Annotated in this window: 25 protein-coding genes; 21 read left to right on the top strand and 4 right to left on the bottom strand. The window is 66.7% G+C overall.

What is annotated here, in order from left to right; all coding sequences use genetic code 11:
• Nucleotides 1-5: 5 nt before the first annotated feature.
• The 7 genes from B2V17_RS06515 (at nucleotide 6) to B2V17_RS06545 (ending at nucleotide 6359) form a co-directional block, all read left to right on the top strand.
• Entirely contained in the window at nucleotides 6-659 is a 654-nt protein-coding gene (locus B2V17_RS06515; RefSeq protein ID WP_292996381.1) for a flagellar basal body L-ring protein FlgH, read from the top strand.
• Entirely contained in the window at nucleotides 659-1807 is a 1149-nt protein-coding gene (locus B2V17_RS06520) for a flagellar basal body P-ring protein FlgI (RefSeq protein WP_292996383.1), read from the top strand. The genes B2V17_RS06515 and B2V17_RS06520 overlap by 1 nt, the downstream gene beginning before the upstream one ends.
• Nucleotides 1804-2118 carry a rod-binding protein gene (locus B2V17_RS06525; RefSeq protein WP_292996384.1) on the top strand — a complete coding sequence of 105 codons (315 nt, stop codon included), beginning with the start codon at nucleotides 1804-1806 and terminating at the stop codon, nucleotides 2116-2118. The genes B2V17_RS06520 and B2V17_RS06525 overlap by 4 nt, the downstream gene beginning before the upstream one ends.
• A 6-nt stretch (nucleotides 2119-2124) precedes the next feature.
• Nucleotides 2125-3462 (top strand): flagellar hook-associated protein FlgK, encoded by a 1338-nt coding sequence (gene flgK / locus B2V17_RS06530; protein ID WP_292996386.1) that lies wholly within the window; start codon nucleotides 2125-2127, stop codon nucleotides 3460-3462.
• A 19-nt stretch (nucleotides 3463-3481) separates the two neighbouring features.
• Nucleotides 3482-4393 (top strand): flagellar biosynthesis protein FlgL, encoded by a 912-nt coding sequence (locus tag B2V17_RS06535; RefSeq protein WP_292996388.1) that lies wholly within the window; start codon nucleotides 3482-3484, stop codon nucleotides 4391-4393.
• 40 nt (nucleotides 4394-4433) lie between these two features.
• On the top strand, nucleotides 4434-5297 hold the full coding sequence (motA, locus tag B2V17_RS06540) for a flagellar motor stator protein MotA (protein WP_292996390.1): 864 nt from the start codon (nucleotides 4434-4436) through the stop codon (nucleotides 5295-5297).
• A 216-nt stretch (nucleotides 5298-5513) separates the two neighbouring features.
• Nucleotides 5514-6359 (top strand): flagellar motor protein MotB, encoded by an 846-nt coding sequence (locus tag B2V17_RS06545; protein ID WP_292996391.1) that lies wholly within the window; start codon nucleotides 5514-5516, stop codon nucleotides 6357-6359.
• Here the strand turns inward: B2V17_RS06545 and B2V17_RS06550 are convergent.
• Together B2V17_RS06550 and glpK are read right to left on the bottom strand one after the other, a co-directional pair.
• Nucleotides 6356-6886, bottom strand: coding sequence for a hypothetical protein (locus B2V17_RS06550; RefSeq protein ID WP_292996393.1), 531 nt, complete (start codon nucleotides 6884-6886; stop codon nucleotides 6356-6358). The two genes, B2V17_RS06545 and B2V17_RS06550, sit on opposite strands and share 4 nt — an antisense overlap.
• A 22-nt stretch (nucleotides 6887-6908) precedes the next feature.
• Nucleotides 6909-8390 carry a glycerol kinase GlpK gene (glpK, locus tag B2V17_RS06555; protein WP_292996394.1) on the bottom strand — a complete coding sequence of 494 codons (1482 nt, stop codon included), beginning with the start codon at nucleotides 8388-8390 and terminating at the stop codon, nucleotides 6909-6911.
• Nucleotides 8391-8509: 119 nt separating this feature from the next.
• On the opposite strand from glpK, the gene B2V17_RS06560 reads away from it, so the two are divergent.
• Nucleotides 8510-9922: a hypothetical protein gene (locus tag B2V17_RS06560; RefSeq protein WP_292996396.1), complete on the top strand. Its 1413-nt coding sequence runs from the start codon at nucleotides 8510-8512 to the stop codon at nucleotides 9920-9922.
• Here the strand turns inward: B2V17_RS06560 and B2V17_RS06565 are convergent.
• Nucleotides 9870-10502, bottom strand: a complete 633-nt coding sequence (locus B2V17_RS06565) for a hypothetical protein (protein WP_292996398.1) — start codon at nucleotides 10500-10502, stop codon at nucleotides 9870-9872. The two genes, B2V17_RS06560 and B2V17_RS06565, sit on opposite strands and share 53 nt — an antisense overlap.
• Before the next feature lie 163 nt (nucleotides 10503-10665).
• Nucleotides 10666-11493, bottom strand: coding sequence for a flagellin (locus B2V17_RS06570; protein ID WP_292996399.1), 828 nt, complete (start codon nucleotides 11491-11493; stop codon nucleotides 10666-10668).
• A gap of 370 nt (nucleotides 11494-11863) precedes the next feature.
• Between B2V17_RS06570 and B2V17_RS06575 the strand changes: the two genes are divergently transcribed.
• From B2V17_RS06575 to fliP, 13 genes are all read left to right on the top strand, one after another.
• The gene (locus tag B2V17_RS06575) at nucleotides 11864-13117 is read left to right on the top strand and encodes a sigma-54 interaction domain-containing protein (RefSeq protein WP_292996401.1); all 1254 of its coding nucleotides are present in this window, start codon (nucleotides 11864-11866) and stop codon (nucleotides 13115-13117) included.
• Entirely contained in the window at nucleotides 13114-13485 is a 372-nt protein-coding gene (gene fliE / locus B2V17_RS06580; protein ID WP_292996403.1) for a flagellar hook-basal body complex protein FliE, read from the top strand. Before B2V17_RS06575 ends, fliE begins: the two co-directional genes overlap by 4 nt.
• Nucleotides 13486-13488: 3 nt before the next feature.
• The gene (gene fliF / locus B2V17_RS06585; protein WP_292996404.1) at nucleotides 13489-15087 is read left to right on the top strand and encodes a flagellar basal-body MS-ring/collar protein FliF; all 1599 of its coding nucleotides are present in this window, start codon (nucleotides 13489-13491) and stop codon (nucleotides 15085-15087) included.
• Nucleotides 15084-16109: a flagellar motor switch protein FliG gene (fliG, locus tag B2V17_RS06590; protein WP_292996406.1), complete on the top strand. Its 1026-nt coding sequence runs from the start codon at nucleotides 15084-15086 to the stop codon at nucleotides 16107-16109. Before fliF ends, fliG begins: the two co-directional genes overlap by 4 nt.
• Nucleotides 16102-16665, top strand: a complete 564-nt coding sequence (locus B2V17_RS06595; RefSeq protein WP_292996408.1) for a FliH/SctL family protein — start codon at nucleotides 16102-16104, stop codon at nucleotides 16663-16665. The genes fliG and B2V17_RS06595 overlap by 8 nt, the downstream gene beginning before the upstream one ends.
• The gene (locus B2V17_RS06600; RefSeq protein WP_292996409.1) at nucleotides 16659-17978 is read left to right on the top strand and encodes a FliI/YscN family ATPase; all 1320 of its coding nucleotides are present in this window, start codon (nucleotides 16659-16661) and stop codon (nucleotides 17976-17978) included. Before B2V17_RS06595 ends, B2V17_RS06600 begins: the two co-directional genes overlap by 7 nt.
• Nucleotides 17968-18393: a hypothetical protein gene (locus tag B2V17_RS06605; protein WP_292996411.1), complete on the top strand. Its 426-nt coding sequence runs from the start codon at nucleotides 17968-17970 to the stop codon at nucleotides 18391-18393. Before B2V17_RS06600 ends, B2V17_RS06605 begins: the two co-directional genes overlap by 11 nt.
• Before the next feature lie 388 nt (nucleotides 18394-18781).
• A complete protein-coding gene (locus B2V17_RS06610) occupies nucleotides 18782-19870 on the top strand; it encodes a hypothetical protein (RefSeq protein ID WP_292996412.1) in 1089 nt (362 codons plus the stop codon).
• A gap of 28 nt (nucleotides 19871-19898) precedes the next feature.
• Nucleotides 19899-20495, top strand: a complete 597-nt coding sequence (locus B2V17_RS06615; protein ID WP_292996414.1) for a flagellar basal body-associated FliL family protein — start codon at nucleotides 19899-19901, stop codon at nucleotides 20493-20495.
• Complete coding sequence (locus tag B2V17_RS06620; protein ID WP_292996415.1) at nucleotides 20492-21379, top strand: FliM/FliN family flagellar motor switch protein; 888 nt, start codon at nucleotides 20492-20494, stop codon at nucleotides 21377-21379. Before B2V17_RS06615 ends, B2V17_RS06620 begins: the two co-directional genes overlap by 4 nt.
• A 14-nt stretch (nucleotides 21380-21393) precedes the next feature.
• On the top strand, nucleotides 21394-21666 hold the full coding sequence (gene fliN / locus B2V17_RS06625) for a flagellar motor switch protein FliN (RefSeq protein WP_292996417.1): 273 nt from the start codon (nucleotides 21394-21396) through the stop codon (nucleotides 21664-21666).
• On the top strand, nucleotides 21666-21935 hold the full coding sequence (locus tag B2V17_RS06630; protein WP_292996418.1) for a flagellar biosynthetic protein FliO: 270 nt from the start codon (nucleotides 21666-21668) through the stop codon (nucleotides 21933-21935). Before fliN ends, B2V17_RS06630 begins: the two co-directional genes overlap by 1 nt.
• Nucleotides 21932-22678 carry a flagellar type III secretion system pore protein FliP gene (fliP, locus tag B2V17_RS06635; protein WP_292996420.1) on the top strand — a complete coding sequence of 249 codons (747 nt, stop codon included), beginning with the start codon at nucleotides 21932-21934 and terminating at the stop codon, nucleotides 22676-22678. The genes B2V17_RS06630 and fliP overlap by 4 nt, the downstream gene beginning before the upstream one ends.

Consider the following 22678-nt stretch of genomic DNA (forward strand, 5'->3'; position numbering starts at 1 on the left):
CCCTGATGAAACGGATCGCGCCGCTGCTCGCGCTCGCCTTTGCGCTCCCGGCCTGCGCCGGACCCAAGCCCGCGCCGGGTTTCGAAGCCGCCCTGCCCCCGCCGCCTGCTGCGCCCAAACAGGCCGATGGCTCGATCTTCAACGCTGGCGATGGCTATGCCGCGCTCTATCAGGGCCACCGCGCCGGCAAGGTCGGCGATCCGGTGACGATTGTGCTGGTCGAAAAGATCACCACCAGCAAGGCGGCCGGATCGAAAAGCCAGAAGTCGGGCGGGTTCGGGGTCACCCCACCTGCCACCGGCCCGCTCAGCTTCATCAAGCCCGACAGCCTTAAGATGAGCGGCGAAACGTCGTTCAAGGGGGATGGAAACGCCTCGCAATCGAGCACGCTTGCGGGGGAGGTTTCGGTCACCATCGTCGAAGTGCGGGGCAACGGCACCGCGCTGGTTCGCGGGGAAAAGCGTCTGATGCTGAGCCAGGGCCAGGAATGGGTGCAGGTTTCCGGGATTGTCCGGCTGTCCGACATCGATCCCGACAACCGCGTCGCCTCGACCCGGGTCGCCGATGCGCGGATCGAATATGCCGGCAACGGCCCGGTCAGCCGCGCCAGCCGGGAAGGCTGGCTGTCGAAGTTCTTCAACATGATCAGCCCGTTCTGATGGCCATACTTTCGATCCCGCAGGCGATCGTCCGCCTTCTCCCCTCCCGCAAGCGGGTGGGAAAATTGTGGGCAGCCGCGCTTTGCGCGCTGGTACTAGCTACCCCCGCCCAGGCGGAACGGATCCGTGATCTGGGCGCGTTCCAGGGCGTGCGGACCAACCAGCTGACCGGCTACGGCGTGGTCGTTGGCCTGTCGGGCACCGGCGACGACAGCCTCGAATATCTTACGCAAGCCATGCACGGGGTCTCGGGCCGGGTCGGGGTACAACTGCCGCCCGGGGTCAATCCGGCGCTCAAGAACGCCGCCGCGGTGATGATCACCGCCGAGCTGCCCGCCTTTGCCAAGCCGGGCCAACGGATCGACGTGACGGTCTCTGCAATCGGCAAGGCCAAGAGCCTGCGCGGCGGATCGCTGATCATGACCCCGCTCTATGGCGCCGATGGCCAGGTCTATGCTATCGCGCAGGGCAACCTCGCGGTGGGCGGGCTCGGCGTATCGGGCGCTGACGGATCCAAGCTGACGGTCAATGTCCCCACTGTGGGCCGGATCGCCGACGGTGCCAGCGTCGAACGCGCCGTAGCGACCGGCTACGATGCCGGCGAAAACCTGCGCTGGAACCTCTACCAGTCGGATTTCCTGACCGCGACCCGGGTCCGCGACGCGGTCAACAAGCGCTGGCCCGCCAGCGCCACGATCGTCGACGGGGTGACCCTGTCGCTGCGCCTGCCAGCCGAGCCCGATGCCCGCGCCAGCCAGATGGCGGCGATCGAGATGATCGAGGTGACCCCGGCCGAGTCTTCCGCGCGGGTCGTGATCAACTCGCGCACCGGCACGGTCGTGATCAACTCGGCGGTGCGGCTCTATCCGGCAGCGATAAGCCACGGCAAGCTGACCGTGCGGGTCGATGAAAGCCCCAAGGTGGTCCAACCCGCGCCGTTCAGCCGCGGCGAGACCGCGGTGCAGCAGGATTCGGCGCTGGACATCGATCAGCAGGGCGACCGCGTGGTTCATTTCAAGCCGGGCGCTTCGCTGGCCAAGCTGGTCGACGCGCTCAACCTGCTGGGCGTGAGCCCGCCCGATCTGGTCGCGATCCTCGAGGCGCTCAAGCAGGCCGGGGCGCTCAAGGCCGAGATGGTGGTGATATGAACCCGGTCTCCGCCCCGCTGCTCGCCACGGGCAGCCTGACCGCCAGCCATGGCAGCGACCGCGAAAAGCTCGCCGCTGCGGCCAAGCAGTTCGAGGCGATCTTCCTGCGCCAGATGCTGGCAGCCGCGCGCAAGGCCGATTTCGGCGGTGAGAAGCTGTTTGGCGGCCAGGGGCTCGATACTTTCCGGACCATGCAGGACGAACACTTCGCCGATCTCGCCTCAAACACGGGTGCCTTCGGGTTGGCGGCGATGATCGAGCGCCAATTGGCGACGCAGATTTCTCCCTCACCGCCGGTACGCGAAGGATAGTCCGCGATGTCCACCGACCTCCTCCATATCGCCTCCTCCGGGGTCCGCGCCGCCCGCGTGGCGCTGGATGTGACCGCGCAAAACATCGCCAATGCGGGAACGCAGGGCTATGTCCGCCGCTCGGTCCAATTGAGCGAGCTGGCTTCGGCAGGCGGCTTCAACCGGATCGGCGACCTCTCGTTTTCTGGCGTCCGGGTCGTCGGGATGAGCCGCGCGGTCGACAGCTTCCGCCAGGCCGAAGTCCGCCGCACCGGGGCCGATGCAGCCCGCGCCGGGGCCGAACTGGGGGCCTACCAGAACGTCGAAGCCGCGCTTGAGCAATCGGGGCTGTTCTCGGCGATGACCGGGTTCGAAACCGCACTGCAGCAGCTGACCACCGACACCACCGACCCGGCCCTGCGCGCCGCCGCGCTGGAAGCCGCGCGGACTCTGACCCGCACCTTCCATCTCGCCAGTGCGTCGCTGGAAACGGCTGCGGAATCGCTCCAGTTTTCCGCCGCCGACGGGGTCGAGCAAGTAAACCGGCTGGCGGGTGAGCTGGGCCGGGTCAACCTCCAGCTGGCCCGATCGACCCCCGGCACTGCCGACCATGTGATGCTGCTCGATTCTCGCGACAGCCTGCTCGGGCAGATCTCGGGCTATGCCGATATTGCCACCAGCCTGGCCCCCGATCAGACGGTCCAGGTCCGGATCGGTGGGAGCAGCGGGCCGGTGCTGGTCAGCGGCGGAGCCACCGACAGCCTCACTATGGCCACCGCTGCCGATGGCACGATTTCGTTCGCAACCAGTGCCGGAGCAATCACCCTCTCGGCCGGATCACTGGCCGGACAGGGGCAGGGCCTGGTGATGGTCCGCGATAGTCTCACCCAGCTCGATGGCATCGCCGCCAGCTTGATCGCCGCCGCCAACACCGCGCAGACCGCCAACACCGCGCTCGACGGCACCCCCGGTCAACCGCTGTTCGGCGGAACCAGCGCGGCGAACATTGTGCTGGGTCTCAATACCGGCGCCGAACTGGCGACGGCCCCCGCCGGCGCGCTGGCCGGCAGCCGCGATCCTGCCGGGCTTACTGCACTGCGCTCTGCGCTGCGCGGAAATGACATCTCCGGCCAGATCGACGCACTGCTGTTTCAGGTCTCCAGCGCCACCCAGGGCCGCCAGATCACCTCCGAGGCGCTCGACGCTATCGCCGGTTCGGCCCGGCTTGCACTCGATGCCCAGGCCGGGGTCAACCTCGATGAGGAGGCGGTCAACCTGGTCCGGTTCCAGCAGGCATTCCAGGCCAGCAGCAAGGCTATCCAGGTCGCGTCCGACCTGTTCGATACCCTGCTGGCGATCCGTTAGCGCGCAAAGGACCAAGCCGATGCCCACAGTCAGCACCCAGGCCTTCTACGACCGCTTCAACCTCGACATGAGCGGCCTGCGCCGCCGCGCCGATGCCTTGCAGGCGTCAATCGGCAGCGGGCAGCGACTGGGCCGCTCGTCCGACGATCCGGTTGCCGCCTCCCGCCTGCGCATGCTGGGCAGCAAGGATGCCAGCGCCGCAATCGACCTGACGATCGCAGCCCGTGCCAGTGCCGACCTGATGCTGACCGACAGCACGCTGCAAAGCTTTGCGGATTCGGTGATCCGGGTGAAGGAACTGGCGACCCAGGCCGCCAACGGCATGCTGACCGCACAGCAGCGCGCCGGGATCGCGACCGAGCTGGAGCAGATTTCCAGCGAGCTGGTCCGCCTCGCCAACAGCCGCGACAGCGCCGGACACGCGCTGTTCGGCGGAGAGACTTCGGGCGATGCCTATGCGGTCGATGCCCTCGGCAATGTCAGCTATATTGGCACGGGCAGCGCCGGTGAACTCTCTTTGGGCGAAGGCCAGAAGGTGACCCGCGGGCTGACCGGGCCCGAATTCCTGAGCTTCACCGTCGGGGCCGTGCCAACCGATCTGTTCGCGGTGGTGAAGGATCTGGCCACAGCGCTGGTTTCCGGCAGCGATCCCGCGCAATCGGCGCGCGACGCCATGGACGCGCTCGATAGCGGGCTTGAAGCCGTTGCCACCCGCCAGACCGTGGTCGGCACCCGGCTCAACTGGATCGACCTCAATGTCGAGCGCCAGACCCAGATGGCCGAGCTGCGCAGCCAGGAAGAGGCCGACGTCGGCGGGACCGACCTCAGCCAGGCGGTGTCGCAGCTGCAGCAGACCATGACCATTCTCGAGGCCAGCCAGGCCAGTTTCGCCCGGCTCGCTTCGCTCAGCCTGTTTGAGATGCTGCGCTGATCCAGCGCAAGCACCGTTCTGAAGCATAGGGGGCCGCACAATGTACGCCGCGATCGGCATCGTCATCCTGATTATCATGGTCTTCGGCGGCTTCGCGCTGACCGGCGGCTCGCTCGGCCCGGTGCTCCACGCGATCCCGCACGAGATGCTGATCATCGGCGGGGCGGCGTTGGGCGCGCTGGTCACCGGCAACAACCTCCACGGGCTGAAGGGCCTGGGCGGCGGGTTCGTCAAGGTATTCAAGGGCCCGCGCCACACCAAGCAGGATCACATCGACGCGATCGTGCTGACCACCAAGCTGATGAAGCTGCTGCGCGCCGAAGGCCCGGTCGCGCTTGAAAGCCATGTGACCGAGCCGGAGAATTCCGCGATCTTCGCCGAATTCCCGCGCCTGCTGGCCAACAAGCCGCTGACCGACCTGATCTGTGACACCTTGACGTTGATCGTCGTTTCATCGGGCACGCTCGAAGTCCACGCGGTCGAGGAGGTGATGGACAATGCGATGAAGACTCATTTCCACGAGCTGCACGAGCCGCAGCACGCGATCACCGGCCTGGCCGACGCGCTGCCCGCGCTGGGGATCGTCGCGGCGGTGCTCGGCGTGGTCAAGACCATGGGCTCGATCGACAAGCCGCCGGCGATCCTGGGCGGGATGATCGGCTCGGCGCTGGTCGGGACCTTCCTGGGGGTTCTGCTGGCCTATGGCATGGTCGCGCCGATGGCCGGGCGGCTCAAGCAGATCATCGAGGCCGACGAGCAGATCTTTCATGCGGTCAAACAAGTGGTGATCGCGAGCTTGCACGGCTGGCCGCAGCCGCTGGTGGTGGAAAGCGCACGCTCCGGCCTGGGCCACGATTTCCGCCCGGGGCTGAGCGAGTTGCTCGACGCGCTGCGGGGGCGGTGAGGGAAATGACTCTCGCAAAGGCGCAGAGGCGCCAAGGTGTCGCGCTTGCGGCAAAGCCGCCTTCCCTTCACAGGCTGCAAATTACTCGTCGTCAGACTAGAGGAGATTCGCCTGCGGCGCGGCGGCGCCTCTTTGCGCCTTTGCGCCTTTGCGTGAGAAATTCCTCCTTCTTCCGCGCATCGCTAGCCCTCTCAATTCCAAACAGGGTACCCGGCAATGGCTGCTGAAAAGCCCAAGCGCGGCAAGAACGAGCTGCCGACCCCGATCATCGTCAAGAAGGTCACCGTCGTCGCCGCCGGGCATCACGGCGGCGCGTGGAAGGTAGCCTATGCCGACTTTGTTACCGCGATGATGGCGTTCTTCCTGCTGCTGTGGCTGCTCGGCGCGACCACGGAGAAGCAGCGCAAGGGCATCGCCGACTATTTCACCCCAACCCTGGTCAAGCTGAAGCAGGAAAGCGCCGGATCAAACGGGATGCTGGGCGGATCATCGATCACCGATGCCGACAGCTATCCCAACCGCGCCGGGCAGACCGGCAACCGCGCGATGACCATCCCGCGCGACACCACTGGCGGCCCGAAGGAAGGCGGCGAGCGGATCAAGAAGGTCCAGGCGATGAAGGACCGGCTTGCGGCGAAGCTGGAATCCAACCCGCGCCTGGCTCGCCTCGCCAAGCAGGTGCGGATGGTCGATACCACTGAGGGAATCCGGATCGACCTGGTCGACGATGCTGATTTCTCGATGTTCCAGCTCGGCACTACGGTGCTGACCCCCGATGCCTCCGCGCTGCTCGAGGCGATTGCCGGAATGCTCAGCGGCGAACTCGGCGGAATCTCGATCCGCGGCCATACCGATGCCTTGCCGTGGAACGGCGGTGCGGGCGCGAACAACTGGTCGCTCTCGGCCGGCCGCGCCGAAGCGACCCGCCAGGCCCTGATCGGCCGCGGGATCGGCGAGAACCGCTTCCGCAAGATCGAAGGCGTGGCCGATCGCGAACCGCTGATCCAGGCCAACCCGCAGGACCCCCGGAACCGGCGGATATCTATTCTGCTGATGCGTTAGCGGGCTTCTCCCTTTCGCCAAGCGGCCAGATCGCGCGCCATCGACGATTGGCGAAAGCCCTGGCCGGCCAGCATGCGGCGGAAATCGGCCTTGTTGTCGAAGTGCTGCAACTGTCGGTGGTAATAGTTGATGTATTCCAGCAAAGCCAGAACCGCGCAGCCTGTCGCCACCCAGCGATCAGCCATTCCAAGCGCCAGGCCGGGCAGTATCCAGCTGGCCAGCATCGCCGCGCAGCCCAGCAAGGTCAGGATCAGGGCAGGCCATTGCGAGCGGGCCAGCAGCCGCATCAGGCCCGGCCATTCGTCCGCTTCCTGTTTCAACAACCTGACCTTGCCGCGCCAATAGAGCGCCCCGATTACCAGCAGTACGACCATCGCCGCCATCGGCAACAAACCTACCCAACTGACCTTGCCCTTGCTCAGCAGCAAGGCCACCAGCGGCAAGATCACCGCATTTCCTGCCTCCATCTTCCAATAGGGCTCCAGCCGCGCCAGCAGGTCACTGCGGGTCCGGTTGTCCGCTTTCATATCGAATTTCTTTGCCACCTGCTTAGTCGACCCAATCCCTACTCCGCGCCACCGCCTTGTTCCACTTGCCGTAAAGCGCGGCGCGGCGGTCTTCGGACATGGTCGGGGTCCAGCGCTTGTCCTCGCCCCAGTTGGCCGTGATGTCGGCCGGGCTGGCCCAATAGCCGACCGCCAGGCCCGCGGCATAGGCGGCGCCGAGCGCGGTGGTTTCGATCACCTTGGGGCGAACCACCGGCACGCCGAGCAGGTCCGACTGGAACTGCATCAGCAGTTCATTGACCACCATGCCGCCATCGCTGCGCAGTTCGGTGATCGCAACACCGCTGTCGGCGGTCATCGCATCAAGCACCTCGCGGACCTGGAACGCGGTCGCCTCGAGCACCGCGCGGGCGAGGTGGCCCTTGCTCGCAAACCGGGTCAGCCCGGCGATCACCCCCCGCGCGCTGGCATCCCAGTGCGGGGCATAGAGGCCCGAGAAGGCCGGCACGAAATAGACGTCGCCATTGTCCTCGACGCTGGCGGCCAGCGCCTCGATCTCGCTGGCGTTGGCGATCAGCCCCAGGTTATCGCGCAGCCACTGGACCAGCGCGCCCGAGATCGAGATTGAGCCTTCCAGCGCATAGACCGCCGGGGCCGGACCCAGCTTGTAGCCCAAGGTGGTCAGCAGTCCGGCACGCGAGTGGAAAGGCTGTTCGCCGGTGTTCATCAGCATGAAGCAGCCGGTGCCATAGGTGTTCTTGGCCTCACCAGGGGCCAGACAGGCCTGACCGAACAGCGCGGCCTGCTGATCGCCCAGGATCCCGGCCAGCGGCACCCCTTCGAGGACGGAATGGCACGCGCCATAAACTTCGCTCGATGAGAGGATTTGCGGCAGGCAGGCGCGCGGAATGCCGAACTGGGCGAGCAGGTCGTCATTCCAGTCAAGCGTTTCCAGATCCATCAGCTGGGTGCGTGAGGCATTGGTTACGTCGGTGACATGCCGCCCGGTCAGGTTCCAGGCGAGCCAGGTATCGATCGTGCCGAACAGCAATTGCCCGGCTTCGGCCCCGGCCCGTGCGCCGGGGACATTGTCGAGCAGCCAGCGCAGCTTGAGGCCCGAGAAATAGGTTGCCAGCGGCAGCCCGGTCTGGGCCCGGAAGCGGTCCTGCCCGCCCTGCCCCTCGAACTCGGTCACCAGCCGCTCGGTCCGGGTGTCCATCCAGACCAGGGCATTGTGCACCGGCTTGCCGCTGGCCTTGTCCCACAGCAGTGTGGTTTCGCGCTGGTTGGTGATTCCCACGGCGGCAAGATCGTGCGCGGCAAGATCGGCCTTGGCCAGCGCGGCGCCGATCACCTCGCGGGTATTGGTCCAGATTTCGATTGGATCATGCTCGACCCAGCCGGGCTGCGGCATGATCTGGGCGTGTTCCTTCTGCGCCACCGATACTATCCGCCCGCCCGCATCGAAGACGATGAAACGCGTGCTGGTGGTGCCCTGGTCGATCGCGCCGATATAGCCTGCCATGGTGTAGTCCGTCTCCCCTTTGCACCCGCTATGGCATGGCCGCCGGGCGCTTCACAATCCGCCTTTTTCGCAACCAGCGATAGCTTGCCAAGATCGACCGTTGCGGCAAGGATGGGGTAATGGATCGCAAGCGGAATTCTTGGAGCATGCGCGCTGCGCTCCCGCTCGCCGCGGCGCTGCTGGGCGTGTTCCCTGCCAGCGGCCTCTTCGCGCAAAGCCAGACGGATTCCCGCGCGGCGACCAAGGCCGGAACGGTCGCGCCGGTCGCGGTGACTCCGCCGCCGCGGATCGAGACAAGGCCGGCCGCGCCTGCGCCAGTCACGGTCGAATCCAAACCGGTAACGCCTGCTTCCAAACTCAAGCCCAATCTCAAGGTCCAGCTTTCCGCCGATGGGCAGACGATCTACCTGGTTGGCATGATCCTCGACGGATCGTTCCACCGCTTTGACGAGGTGCTGCGCGGTGCGCCCAAGGCGAGGCGGGTGCATCTGTCTTCGTCGGGCGGATACACGATCGAGGCCCGGCTGATCGCCGCCTTGGTGCGCAAGCGCAAGCTCGATACCTATGTTGAATACTATTGCGCTTCGGCCTGCACCCAGATCTTCGCCGCCGGGCGCGAGCGGGTGCTCGGCCCACATGGAGAACTCGGCTTTCATCAGGCGATCTCGATCGATCCCGCATCGGCGGTGAAGAGCCTGCGCCCGGTGACCGACCGCAAGCTGACCTCGACAACGGTGTTCGGGGTCAACGGTAACGATACCCTGCGACTCGCTTACGAACTGGCCGGAGTTGACCAGGCCTTCATCGACAAAGCGCTCAGCTATGGCCACGCAAACATGTGGCGGCCGGGAACCGAGGAGATGATCGCGGCGCGGATCGTCACCCGCCGCGCCGAACGCGCGGAGCTACCAGGTCCGCCCGGTGGCAGCGGCACGCGCGATGAGATTCGCGCAGGGCTGCTGCAGGATCCGCTGTGGCGCGCGGCACTGGCGCGGCTGCCCAAGACCACCGAGGCGGCGCTCGACGATGTCTGGCGCTCGGCCAACAGCGGCTACAATCTGACCCAGGCCAGAGAGAACGGACGTACCAAGCTGGTCGTCACCGGCACCCACGCCATGGCCCGCGCGCCCGACGCGCTGCTCGAACGCGCGTTGCTGCTCCATGCCGGGCTGGCCAAGACCCAGCGCGAACTGGGCTATCCCGCCTGCCGGCTGGAACCGGGCGACATGCCTGAAACCAGCGAGCCCGGCGATCTTGCCTTCATGCGCGACGAAGATGCGTTGCTGATCGACTTCCTGATGACCGAGGCATGGGTTCCGGCAATCGAGAAGTCTGAAGCGATGCGGATCTTCTCTCGTGAGGTGCTGCCCAAGATGACCTGGGCCTATCGATCGGGCTACAAGTCAGGCAAGCAGGCGGATTGCCGGATCGGCTTCATCACTTTCGAGACGATCGATGCCCTGCCCAAGAAAAAGCGGCTTACGGCTTACCGCGCTTTGCTTTCGATGCCGGGATGGGAGGACGCCGAATAGGCTGGCGACCGGTGCCACCGAAGGAATTGAAGCGGCGCTGCGATTCGGCCTTGAGCATCATCGTTTCGATGTAGAAACCGGCCAGGGCAAACTGCGCTTCATTGGCCTTGTCCCAGCCCTTGGCTTTCAACTGCTCTTTCAGCCGCGCCTGATCGGCCGCCGAAAGTCTGCTCTTGCCAGCCAGGGCTGGCAGGTTGTCGCGGTAGAATTCACCGAGCGGGCTGGCGGGAAAGCCGATCGCCTCCATCGCCTGCGCCAGCGCATCATGCATGATCGCGGTTAAAGCATAGTCGGTGGCAGAAAACGAACGACCGATCGACCAGTTATAACGGGCCAGACATTTCTGGTGCGCTTCCTCGATCAGCCGGTCGACCCCCTGCACATTCTTCGAAGTCTTACGGAAGGAGCCGCCATCGACAATCTCGCGGGCGATCAGCAGCAGTGAAATCTCGCGGTCTTCGTCAGACAGGGAATCATAGACGCAGCTGACCGAATTGGCGGGAAGCGCCTTGGCAACGGCCGGGGCCGTAGCGGTCACCGGCGCGGGCGCACCCTGCGCGAAGGCGGATCCGCTTGCCACTGCGGCAAGGCCTGACAAAACAAGGGAAAGGCTCCGCTGCACCATGGCGCCAATCTGCCCGCGGCCCCGCCGCTTGTCGAGGGGGCAGCGCAAGCAAAAGGGCCCGGCGATCCGAAGATCGCCGGGCCGCGCCTGGAAGGGGTCAGGCGTTGGGTAACTGCATTTAGCGCAGCAGCGACAGGACGTTCTGCTGGCTCTGGTTGGCCTGGGCGATCATCGCGGTCGAAGCCTGCGAGAGAATCTGGGCCTTGGCCATCGCGGTCGTTTCGGCCGAATAGTCGGCATCCTCGATCCGGCTGCGCGCGTCGGACAGGTTGGTGGCATTGCTGGTCAGGTTGTTGACCACCGATTCCAGCCGGTTCTGTCCGGCACCCAGCGAGGCTCGGGCGCTCGAGATCGAATCGAGTTCGGTGTCGAGCGTGCCGAGCAGGGTGTTGGCCGCCGCCGCGGTGGAGACGTCATAGGAACCTGCCGCGCCGCCGCTGGCCGCCAGCGTGGTCAGGTCAGCCATGGTCAGGTCGACCGTGTCCGCACCATTCGCGCCGGTCTGCACCGTGACAGTGGCGGTGGTGCCATCGAACATGGCAACGCCGTTGAACTTGCTGTTGGTGATGACCTGATCGATCTGCGCGGTAAGTTCATCGACTTCGGTCTGCATATAGGCGCGGTCAGTGGTGTCCTGGTAAGTGCCCGAGGCCGACTGGACCGCCAGTTCGCGGACCCGCTGAAGCATGTTGGTAACTTCGGTGAGCGACCCTTCGGCGGTCTGCGCCAGGGCGATCCCGTCGTTCGAGTTGCGAATCGCCTGGTTCATGCCGCGAACCTGAGCGGTCATGCTGGTGGCGATTGCCATGCCGGCGGCATCGTCCTTGGCGCTGTTGAGGCGCTTGCCGGTCGACAGGCGCTCCATCGCGCTGCCCAGCATCTTGTTGGCGGAATTCGAGGCATTGGCAGCGCGGATCGCGCTAATGTTGGTGTTGATAACAGCCATGTGTGACTCCCGTGGATAGTCCCGTGTCGCAAGCCGTCCGGACCATCCGGGGCGGCTGCCACAGGGAAGAGCGACGGGAACGGCGCAAAGTTAAGGGTGGGGGAGATTTGGTCTGGTGCACCAATCGCATCCGCGATTGGCTTGACCTGGCCGGCCCGCTCCCCCGGCCCAACCACCCCAAGGGTACCATGCAACGGGTGGTTGGGCCGGGGGAGCGGGCCGGCCAGGTCGGGAAAAGCCGGACGGCTTTTCCGCACCGCCGTCAGGCGGACAATTACGCACTTCCCCCTGCCCTTAAATTACCGAAGCTTTTGACGTTACACGCGCAGAACTGCCTCACGCAGCATGGTTAATGCGAAGGGGCAATTTGATGAGCGGACTGGCAGCAAGCGAGAATGTGGCACGGGCCAACGCGCCGCTTGTGCAACGGGCGGCGGCAATCCTGGGATCAGCCACCGGCAGCTCCAATGCCGTGTTGCGCGGCAAAGGTGATCCGGTTCCACCCGGCCCCGGCCCCAGCGTGCTGCTGGAACGCGGCGCCGCCAACCAGCTACGCCGCGAGGGCCAGCGCGGCCAATTCACGCTCAGCTACCGCGATCCGGTCGGCGATGCCCCACTGGCCGCGCTGCTCGCCGCGCTGACCCAGCCCGGCATGCCGATCGCCGCCGATCCCGAGACCCTTTCGATCCTCGCCCTGGCAGACCGGCTCGCCGCGAGCGAGATTCCGGTTCTGATCAATGGTCCCACCGGTACCGGCAAGGAAGTGCTGAGCCGCTTCATCCACGCCCGCTCCCCCCGCAAGGACAAGCCCTTCGTCGCGGTCAACTGCGCTGCCATGCCCGAGGCGATGCTCGAAGCGCTTTTGTTCGGCCACAAGAAGGGCGCCTTCACCGGGGCGAGCGAGGCAAACGAAGGCTTTTTCCGCGCTGCCGACGGCGGCACCCTGCTGCTCGATGAAATCGCCGAAATGCCGCTCTCGCTCCAGGCCAAGCTGCTGCGCGCACTGCAGGAAGGCGAAGTGGTGCCGATCGGCGCGACCCAGGCGATCAAGGTCGACGTGCGGGTGATCGCCTGCGCCAACCGCGACCTGCCGACCGAAGTCGCCGAAGGGCGGTTCCGCGCCGACCTGTTCTACCGCCTCAACGTCTTCCCGCTGGCGCTGCGTCCGCTGCGTGAACGGGTTGAGGATATTGCCCCGCTGGCCTTCGCGCTGGTCCTGCGCCACACCGCGCCGGGCAAGCCGATCCCATGGATTTCGGATGCGGCGCTGGCCATGCTCAAGCTGCACGGCTGGCCCGGCAATGTCCGCGAGCTGGAAAACGTGGTGCGCCGCGCGCTGCTGCTCGCCGATGGCGCGGGTGAGATCGGCGCGGGTCATATCGTGTTCGACCAACCAGCCCGGCTGGTTTCCGAACCCGCCGGCCAGATGGTCGAGCCTACCGCCTCGCGCCTGTCCAACATCGTCCAGATCAGCGAAGCCAAGGCGATCATGCAGACGCTCGATGCCTGTGGCGGCAGCCGGATCGAAGCGGCCCGCGCGCTCGGCATTTCCGAACGCACGCTGCGCTACCGCCTCGCCGCTTTCCGTGAGGCCGGCCTTGCCGTCGCCGGAGCTCGGCGATGAGCGGGATCGGCGGCATTGGCGGCGGCGGCGGGATCCAGCAGATCCTGCAGATGCGCCAGCAGATCCTCGATCGCAACGCCCTGCTCAAGGACGTGCACAGCGCCGCGCAGGCGTCGGGCAGCGTCGAGGAAACCACGGCCAGCCCGGCGGGCACCTTCACCGATGCGCTCAAATCCGCGCTCGACGGCGTGACCGCAACCCAGCGCAACGCCGAAGGCCTTTCGGCGGCTTACGAGCGCGGCGATGTGACCGATATCGCAAAGGTCATGCTGGCGCGCCAGGAGGCCGGGATCGCCTTCGAAGCGACCCTGCAGGTCCGCAACCGCCTGCTGTCTGCCTACCAGGACATCATGCGGATGGGAGTGTGATGAATGGCTGAGCTTGCTCCCTCCTCCACCGGCGCGCCCGCGGTGATCCCGCCCGGCAATCCGCTCGAACGGGTCCGTACCCTCGCCGCGCAGCCGGCGATGCGCCGCGTGCTGCCATGGTTCCTCGGCCTCGTCGCGATCGGCGGGGCGGGGCTTGCCTGGGCCGCGTTCTCCCCCGCCCCGCAGCGCGTGCTCTATGCCGAACTTGGCGATGCCGAGCGCGCCGGGGTAGTCTCCTCGCTCGACAAGGCCGGGATCGCCTACACGATCAATCCGGATACCGGCGCGCTGACCGTTGGCGAGGACGATCTTTACAAGGCCCGTATGCTGGTCGCCTCCGACGGGGCGCTGGCCGTGCCCGATCCCGCCGCCAGTCTCGACAACCTGCCGCTCGGTGCCAGCAGGACGCTGGAAGGGGAACGGCTGCGCGGCGCGCGGCAGGGCGAGCTGGAGATGACGATCAAGCAAATCGACGGGGTCGAAAGCGTTCGCGTCCATCTGGCCGAAGCCAGCAAATCCGTGTTTGTGCGCGACGATTCCCCGCCGACCGCCTCGGTGATGGTCCGCATGGCCAAAGGTCGCAAACTGGGCGAGGCGCAGGTCTCGGCGGTGGTCAACCTGGTCGCCGGATCGGTCCCCGGCCTTTCCCCCGATGCGGTGCGAGTGGTCGATCAGCACGGGCGGTTGCTGTCCGATCCCAGCGCCAAGGGCAATGACCGGATCGAACTGCAGGCGCGGCTGGAAGACAAGCTGCGCGCGCAGCTCGATCAACTGCTCACCCCGATGCTGGGCATGGGCAATTTCACCAGCGAGATTCAGGTCGAACTCGACATGGACGAGGTCACCCTGGCCCGCGAAAGCTATGACAAGGACGGCGTCGTCCGCAGCGAGACTTCGGCCCAGTCGCAGGCTGCAGGGGGCACGCCGCCGCAAGGCGCAGGCATTCCCGGCGCGCTGTCCAACACCCCGCCCCCGGTCACGCAGGCCACCCCGGGTCCGCCGCAGGGCGGCCCTCCGCAGGGGGCCACAGCCACAACCGCCCCGACCACCGGCGAAAGTTCGGCCTCGCGCACTTACGAACTGGGCAGGCAGGTCTCGGTCGCCAATTCGCAGCCGGGCAAGATCAAACGCGTATCGGTCGCGGTCGCGATCAGCCAGACCGCGATGAAGAAGGCCAAGCCTGGTGATCTGGAGCAGATCAAGGCACTGGTCTCTGCCGCGACCGGGGCCGATCCCGCGCGCGGCGATCAGGTTCAGGTCCTGGTCCGCCCGTTCGAACCCGTGGCCGAAGAAGCGCCGCCATTCTGGGAAGCGCCGTGGTTTGCGATGGTGGTGCGCTATGCGATGGCGCTGATCGCGGTGCTGCTGGTGCTGCTGATGGGCGTGCGCCCGCTGGTCCGCGCCCTGAAGCGCGAGCCGCGCGGTGAGGCGGATGTACCCGGCGGCGAAGCGCTGCCCCCGCCCGCAGCCCCCGCCACGGACGCCGCGATGCTCGGCAAGCAGGTCGGGCTGGCCCAGCGGATCGTCGAGGAAAAGCCCGAGGACGCGCTGCTGGCGCTGCGCCAGATGCTCGGCGCGCAGCCGGCTGAGGCCGCACGATGAGCGCCGCCGCCGAGATTGTCGGCCTTGGCGATGCCGAGCGCGCCGCAGTGATGATCATGCTGCTGGAGGAAGATCAGGCGGCCGAAATCCTGCGCCAGCTTGGCCCGGCTGAATTGCAGCTGCTGGGCGAGAAGATGTGCCTGCTCGGCGATATCGGACCGGACCAGATTGCCCAGGCGATCTCCGGCTTCGTCGGCCACACCGGGCAAAGCGGGATCAGCGCTCGTGGCCGCGCGGCTCAGGTCCGTAGCCTGATGACCCGCGCGGTCGGCGATGTGAAGGCCGACAGCCTGATGCAGCGGATCCTGCCCCTGGGCGAAGATAGCGGCCCGGCGATCGAACTGGCCCGCTGGCTTACCCCTGCGGCGCTGATTCCGCTGATCCGCGACGAACACCCGCAGGCGATCGCGGTGTTGCTGGTCCAGCTCGATCCCGAAGTCGCCGCGCAGGTGCTCCATGCCCTGCCCCCCGAAGTGCAACCGCAGGTGATGCACCGCGTCGCCACGCTCGGTCCGGTTTCGGGCGAGGCGGTCAGGATGCTCGAGGCGCTGCTGGAACAGCGGATCGCCGCGCGCCACGGCCGCGCCGCACTGGCGATGGGCGGTCCCAAGGAGGCTGCGGACATCATCAACAACGCCGGCAAGGCCGCCGAAAAGCGGATCATGCCCGAGCTGACCAAGCTCGACAAAGTGCTGGCCCGGACGATCGAGGCCGAGATGTTCAAGTTCGAACACCTCTTCGCGCTCGATCCCAAGGCGATGGGCACGCTGCTGCGCGAGGTTGAAAGCGAAGTCCTGATCGATGCACTGAAAGGCATTCGCGAGGACGAACGCGCGGTGTTCTTCGCCGCGATGTCGAGCCGCGCCGCCGACGGCGTGAAGGACGAGATCGCCGCGCGCGGCCGGCTCAAGGTCGCCGAAGTGCTGGAGGCCCAGAAGGCCGTGGTCGCGATCGCGCGGCGATTGGCCGGCGAAGGACTGATCCAGTTCGGGATCGGCGGGGGCGACGACGAATATGTCTAGCCTGCCCTTCGCCGAACTCGGCCGCTTTGTCGGATTCCAGAACGATCAGCGCTTTGACCCGGGGCCGGCCCCACAGCCCGCACCGGGCGATCCGCTGGCCCTGGCCTGGCAGGACGGCCACGCCGCCGGCCTGGCCGAGGCCCGCGCCGAAGCCCAGGCCCTCGCTGAAGCCGAGGCCGCAGCCCGCGCCCGGATCGAACTGAGCCTGGCCCGGCTCGATGACGAACTGGGTGAAGAATTGCGCCAGCGGCTGGTCGATACTGTCGCCGCGCTGTGCGAAGCGACCCTAGCACCGCTGGCGCTGGACCGCGCCGCATTGCTCCGCCGGGTCGAGATCGCCGCCGCAATGCTGGCCCGCGCCGATGACGACAAGGTCCTGCGCCTGCACCCGAAGGACCTCGCGCTGGTTGCCAAACATCTGCCACAAGATCTTGAAGTCGGCGAAGATCCCGCCCTGGAACGTGGTGCCCTGCGGATCGAGACACAGGCCGGCGGGGTTGAGGATGGCCCGGCCCACTGGCGCCGCGCGATCACCGAAGCCCTGGCGCAATGCTGACCCTGCTGCGCGATCTTGCCGAAGCGCGGATCGATCTCTCCCCCGGGCGCTACGGCCTACTGACCGCCTGCGATGGCGGGCTGCTCGAGGTGTCGGGCCTGGCCGCCCCGGTCGGCGCGCTGTGCCGGGTCGCGCATGGCGCGGCCGAGCCGCTGACCGCCGAGGTAATCGGCTTTCGCAACGGCCGGACCTTGATGATGCTGCTGGGCGATACCGTAATGCTGCGGCCCGGCGCGCGGGTGCGGCTCGAAGGGCGTCCGGGTATGCTCCCAGTGGGTGCTGCCTTCCTCGGCCGCGCGGTCGATGGTGAGGGCAAGCCAATCGACGGCGGCGGACCGGTCCATTCGCGCTTGGCCTGGCCCGCTGGCGGCGTCCGCACCGGTGCGCTCGATCGCAGTCCGGTGCGACAAACATTCGACACCGGCGTGCGCGCCCTCAATGCGCTTACCACCTTCGGGGTGGGCCAGCGGATCGGGATCATGGCCGGGTCCGGCGTGGGCAAGTCGGTCCTGCTCGACATGATCGCTACCGGGGCCGAAGCCGAGATCGTCGTGGTCGGCCTGATCGGCGAACGCGCCCGCGAAGTCTCTGATTTCGTCGAACGCCATATGACCGGTAGCAAACGCGAGCGTACCGTCGTCGTCGCGGTCCCCGCCGATCATGCCCCCAACCTGCGATTGCGCGGAGCTCTGCTGGCCACCAGCCTGGCCGAGCAGTTCCGCAGTCAGGGCCGCAAGGTACTGCTGATCATGGACAGCCTGACCCGCGTCGCCCACGCCGCGCGCGAGATCGCGCTGTTGTTGGGTGAGCCCGGTGCGGCGCGGGGCTATCCCCCGTCCGCCCTCGCCGCGATCACCAAGCTGGTCGAGCGGGCAGGCAATTCGGCCGCCAGCGGCGGATCGATCACCGGGCTCTACACCGTGCTCGCAGACGGCGACAACCAGGACGATCCGGTGGTCGATACGGCCCGCTCGATCCTCGACGGACATGTGGTGCTGAGCCGCGAACTGGCCCAGCGCGGGCAATATCCGGCCATCGACATCGCCGCTTCGTTGAGCCGGGTCATGGCCGACATCGTGCCAGAGGCCCACACCGAGCTGGCTCGTGAATTTCGCGCGTTGACAGCCAGTTATGAGGCAAACCGCGACCTGGTTCTGATGGGTGCCTACCGCGCCGGAGCCGATCCCCAGCTCGACCGCGCGATCGTGATGCATGCCGCCTTGACCCGGTTCCTGTGCCAGCCGGCGCGCAGCACCGTGGACCTTCCCGCCAGCGTGACCGCGCTGCAAGAGCTGCTCGGCCATGCGGGCTGAGGCGGCGCGGGTCCGGCGGCTGCAGCGCCTCGAGAAGGTACGTGCCCATGCCAAGCAGGCCGCCGCGCTGGAGGCTGCGCGAGCCGAAGTGACCCTGGCTCAACTTGAAGCACTGGCTGCGCGGACCGAGGCCATGGCCGCCGACTATCGCGGCCGCACCGGGCTGCGCGATGGGCTGGAATTGCGCCAGCTCGGCCAGTTCGTCGCTGGGCTTACGGGGATAAACAACACCACTCGTGGTGATGCCCTTCAGGCGCAACAGCTCGCCGATGCGAAGCAGCAGGAACTGGCCCTCGCCGAGCGCCGCCGCGTCGCGGTGGAAGACCGCGCCCGGCTCGGCGAACGGGCGCTGGCGCAGCGGCTCCAGACCCCGGTGCTCGGCAGTCGCCGGGCAGTTGGCACGGGCCTTGAATAGTGACGGGCAAGACCCGCGCGCAAGGAGCCTGCCCATGATCCAGTCTACCCCAGCAACCAGCTCACCGACGGGTGTCATGCCTGGAATTTCCACTGCAACCTCAGCCAGGGAAGGCGGAGAAAGCTCAGATTTCAGTGCCTTGCTCGAGATACATGCTAATCAGGGAGAAGAGGCTAGCGCTGACCCTGCCTTGCTCCCCGCCACTTCTGGCGCGGCAATTTCGCCCTCGTCTTTGCCGAACAGTCCGGCAACGGACGGCAAGATCTTGCCGCCCGGGTTGCCGGTTGCCGAAGCGGCAGATCCCGCTGACGAACCGCTCCCGGTTGCAGAAGTGCTCCCCCAATCGAAGCCCCGTACGGCCAAACCCGTCCCCGACCATCCGCACCCCGTGACGAAGCGGGCGAAGGGCGATCCTGTCCCTGTAAGCGAAGTCTTGCCGGTCAAGGATGGTGATCCCGTTCCGGTGTCCGATCCGATCGCCGTCAAGCCGGCCGAGGTTGTGCCCATTGCCGATGGCATACCGGCCAAGCCTGCTGACGTGGTTCCCATCGCCGAGGTCATTCCGGTCAAGTCGGCCGAAGTTCCACCTGTTGCCGATGTGCTGGCCGTCAAACCGGCCGAGGTGCTCCCGGTCGCCGACGACATCGCTGTGAAACCCAAGGACGATACTCCGCCAGAAGCGGCCTTCAAGGGTCAGGGTCCGATCCAGCGGACCTTGCCCGATCTGCCCGAACAGGCCAGCACGCGGGCACACGAACAGCTTGAACGGCGGCGAGCCCAGATCCCGGCGGCGCCGAGCATTGTCATTCCGGTGATGCGCGTTTTGGCAGTGACCAAACCGGCCGAGCAACCTGTCGTGCCCGCCCCCCTACCCGCCGAGGAAATTCGATTGGCGGTCTCGCTGCCCCGCGCGGCGACACTGCTCGCGCAGCGCGAAGAGACGAGGATCGGCGCTGCAATCGAGACAGACAGTTCTTCCAGCCCGTCATTGACCGGCCCAGGCTCGCTCCAGCCCGCCGCTGCCGCGCAGACAATCTCCTCCGCGCCCGTCACCCAGGTCCGTCAGCACGATTTCGCCGCGCTGATCGATCGCCTTTCCGCCGCGCGCGAGGCCATGGCCCCGCAAGCGGTATCGATCACCGTCGCGCATCAGGAATTCGGCCCGGTCCGGCTGCATTTCCGGCCGGAGGATGCCGGGCTGTCGGTCGCCATGACCAGCGCCGATCCCGATTTTGCCCGAGCCGCCGCGGCCCAGCCCGCCCCGGTCCTTCCGACTTCGGCGAGCGAACAGGCAGGTTCAGCCCTGCAGCAACGCGGTGAAGGTGCCCCGTCTCAGCAAGGCGGCTTCACCCAGTCGCGCGGCCAATCGTCCGAGCGGCGCGAACAGCATCACGGACAGCAACACCAGCCGCAGGGCCAGGCCGAGCGGCGCGGAGCGGGCCGCTCGGCCGCGCAACGCAGCGGCATCTTCGCCTGAAGCAGCGCAATCGAAGGGGAATTGAAACATGCATGACAAGGCCGAGGGCGATGGCGAGCCCAGGAAGAAGAAGGGCAAGGGGCTGATGGTCAAGCTGGTGCTTGGTCTGGTGCTGGTCGGAGCCGGTGGCGGCGGCACCTTCATGGCGGTCAAAGCCGGGATGCTGGGCGAACACGGCGAGGAAAAGCCCAAGGAAAAGGATCTGCCCAAGCTGCTCAAGAAGGGTGACGAGGATCCCTATGCAGTCAAAGCCGAGGGCAAAGAGGGCGAAGGTCCGGCCGAAGTCGAGGGCGAAGGCGGCAGCGAGTACAAGACCAGCTACTACAACTTTACCGACGACTTCACCTCCAACCTCAGGAACTCGACCGCGCTGGTCCAGATCAGCCTGGCCTGCTCGACTCGCCGCGACGGCCGGGTGCTGATGTGGCTCAAGAAGCATGAGCTGGCGATCCGCAGCGCGGTGCTGGTGGTGCTGGCCGACACGCCCGAGGAAGAGGTTCTGACTCCGGAGGGCAAGCAGCGGCTGGCCAAGCGCCTGACCGATGCCATCAACCAGGTGCTGACCGATACCGAAGGGTTCGGCGGGGTCGACAAGGTCTATTTCAAGAGTTTCCTCGTCCAGTGAACACGCAGCATTCCTTCGTCGCCGAACGCGCGGCGGCGCAGCATTGCGCCGAACTGCTGCGCGGCGGTCCCCCGCCGGCCGAGCTGCTGCCCGCGCTGGCGCGCAGTGGTGAGCGGATTGCCCGCGCGCTGGCTCCGGCGCTCGCCCCGCTGGTTGGGGCCGAGACGCTCGAGATCGAAGCCGGGCAGCCCGAGCAGTCAGACCTGGCCGACCTGATCGAAGCGATCGGTCCGCTGGCTGCAAACAGTCTGCTTGCCAGCGATACCGGGGGCCTGAGCCTGCTGACCTCGATCGACGGTGCCGGGGCACTGCGGCTGGTCGACCGTGCATTTGGCGGCCGCGGCGAGCTGTCGGGACCATTGCCGGACCGGTTTCCGCTTTCGGCCGAAATGCTGATCGCGCGGATCGAGGATGCGGTTGCCGCGGTGCTGGCCGAACAGCTTGGCCTGCCCGATCTTGGCGTGCTGCGCCGGGATTGCCGGATCGGCGATCTCGCTGCGTTTCCAGCCCAGGCCCGCCTGGCCGTGCTGCGGCTGACAATCGGCGAGGCCGGGCGAAAGCCCTGGAACCTGCTTGCGGCGCTGCCGCTGGAACATCTGCCCCGGCTGCTCGGCACCGGCGGGCTGGAGCGCGCCGCACCGCGCCGCACCGGCTCGGCCGATCCCGCCGCCGCACCCTTTGCCGAGATGCCGCTGCCGCTGACCGCCACCCTGGTCGACATGCGAGTGCCGCTTTCCGCACTCGTCGCGCTCGAACCCGGCATGGTGCTGCCGGTCGCTGTGGCGCGGGCTGTGCCGATCGCGATCGGCGGCGCGGTGCTGGCACGCGGCACGATCGGCTCCAATGACGACCGCGTCGCGGTCAAACTCACCCAGATCGCCTGAAGGGACCCCCAGCGATGACCATCCATACCCGCGGCTTCGACCTCCTTAGGGAAGTTGACGTCCGCCTATCGGTCGAACTCGGCCGCACCGACATGAAGCTGAAAGACGTGCTCGCATTGGGCGAAGACAGCGTGGTCATGCTCGACCGTCTGACCGACGAACTGCTCGACGTGATGGTCAACGGCAAGCTGATCGCGCGGGGTGAGATCATCGCGCAGGGCAATCGCTTTGGCCTGCGGATCGTCGAAATGGCCGGCACCACCGCCCCGGCAGAAGGAGCGGCCTGATGCTGTTCTACATTCTCAAGCTGATCGTGCTGCTGCCACTGATCGCTAGCCTCGCCTGGGGCAGCCTCAAGCTGGCGCAGAAGATGCAGGCCCGGATCGGCGGCGCGCAGGGTGGCAGCAAGGCGGTGCGGATCATCGAGACGACGATGCTTTCGCCCACGCTCAAGCTGGCGGTGATCGAGTTTCACGGGCGGGAGATACTTGTCTCGGCATCGCGCCAGGGGCTGACCCGGCTGGCCGAGGCTCCGGCGCGGGAGGTGCGGCCATGAATCGCTGGCTCCTCGCCCTGCCCGCCGTGCTGCTCCCCACCTTGGCGAGCGCGCAGACCGCAATCCCCGGCGCGCTGGACCGCGCCTTCGGGGCGACCGGTGGGACCGGCGGACAGGGCATGACCCTGTCGCTTCAGCTGCTGATCATGATGGGGCTGCTGACGCTGCTCCCCGGTCTGCTGCTGATGATGACCAGCTTCACCCGGATCCTGGTGGTGCTTTCGATCCTGCGTCAGGCGCTGGGGCTGCAACAAAGCCCTCCCAATCAGGTGCTGATCGGGCTCAGCCTGTTCCTCTCGCTGTTCATCATGGCCCCGACGCTGGAAAAGGTGAACGCTCAGGCGATCGCGCCCTACTCCGCCGGGACCATCAACGCTGAACAGGCGATTGCCGCAGGTGGCAAGGAATTCCACGCCTTCATGGTCCGCCAGACCCGCAAGCACGACCTGAAGATGTTCGCCGAAATGGCCAAGGCTCCGAAATTTGCGCGGTCGGAAGACATCCCGTTCTCGATTCTGCTGCCAGCCTTCGTCACCAGCGAGCTCAAGACCGCCTTCCAGATCGGGTTCATGCTGTTCCTGCCGTTTCTGGTGATCGATCTGGTGGTCGCCTCAGTGCTGATGAGCCTGGGGATGATGATGATGAGCCCGACGATCGTCAGTCTGCCCTTCAAGCTGCTGCTGTTCGTGCTGGTCGATGGCTGGGCGCTGCTGATGGGCAGTCTGGTGGCGAGCTTCGGGTAG

Source organism: Novosphingobium sp. UBA6272 (assembly GCF_002440635.1).
GTDB lineage: Bacteria > Pseudomonadota > Alphaproteobacteria > Sphingomonadales > Sphingomonadaceae > Novosphingobium.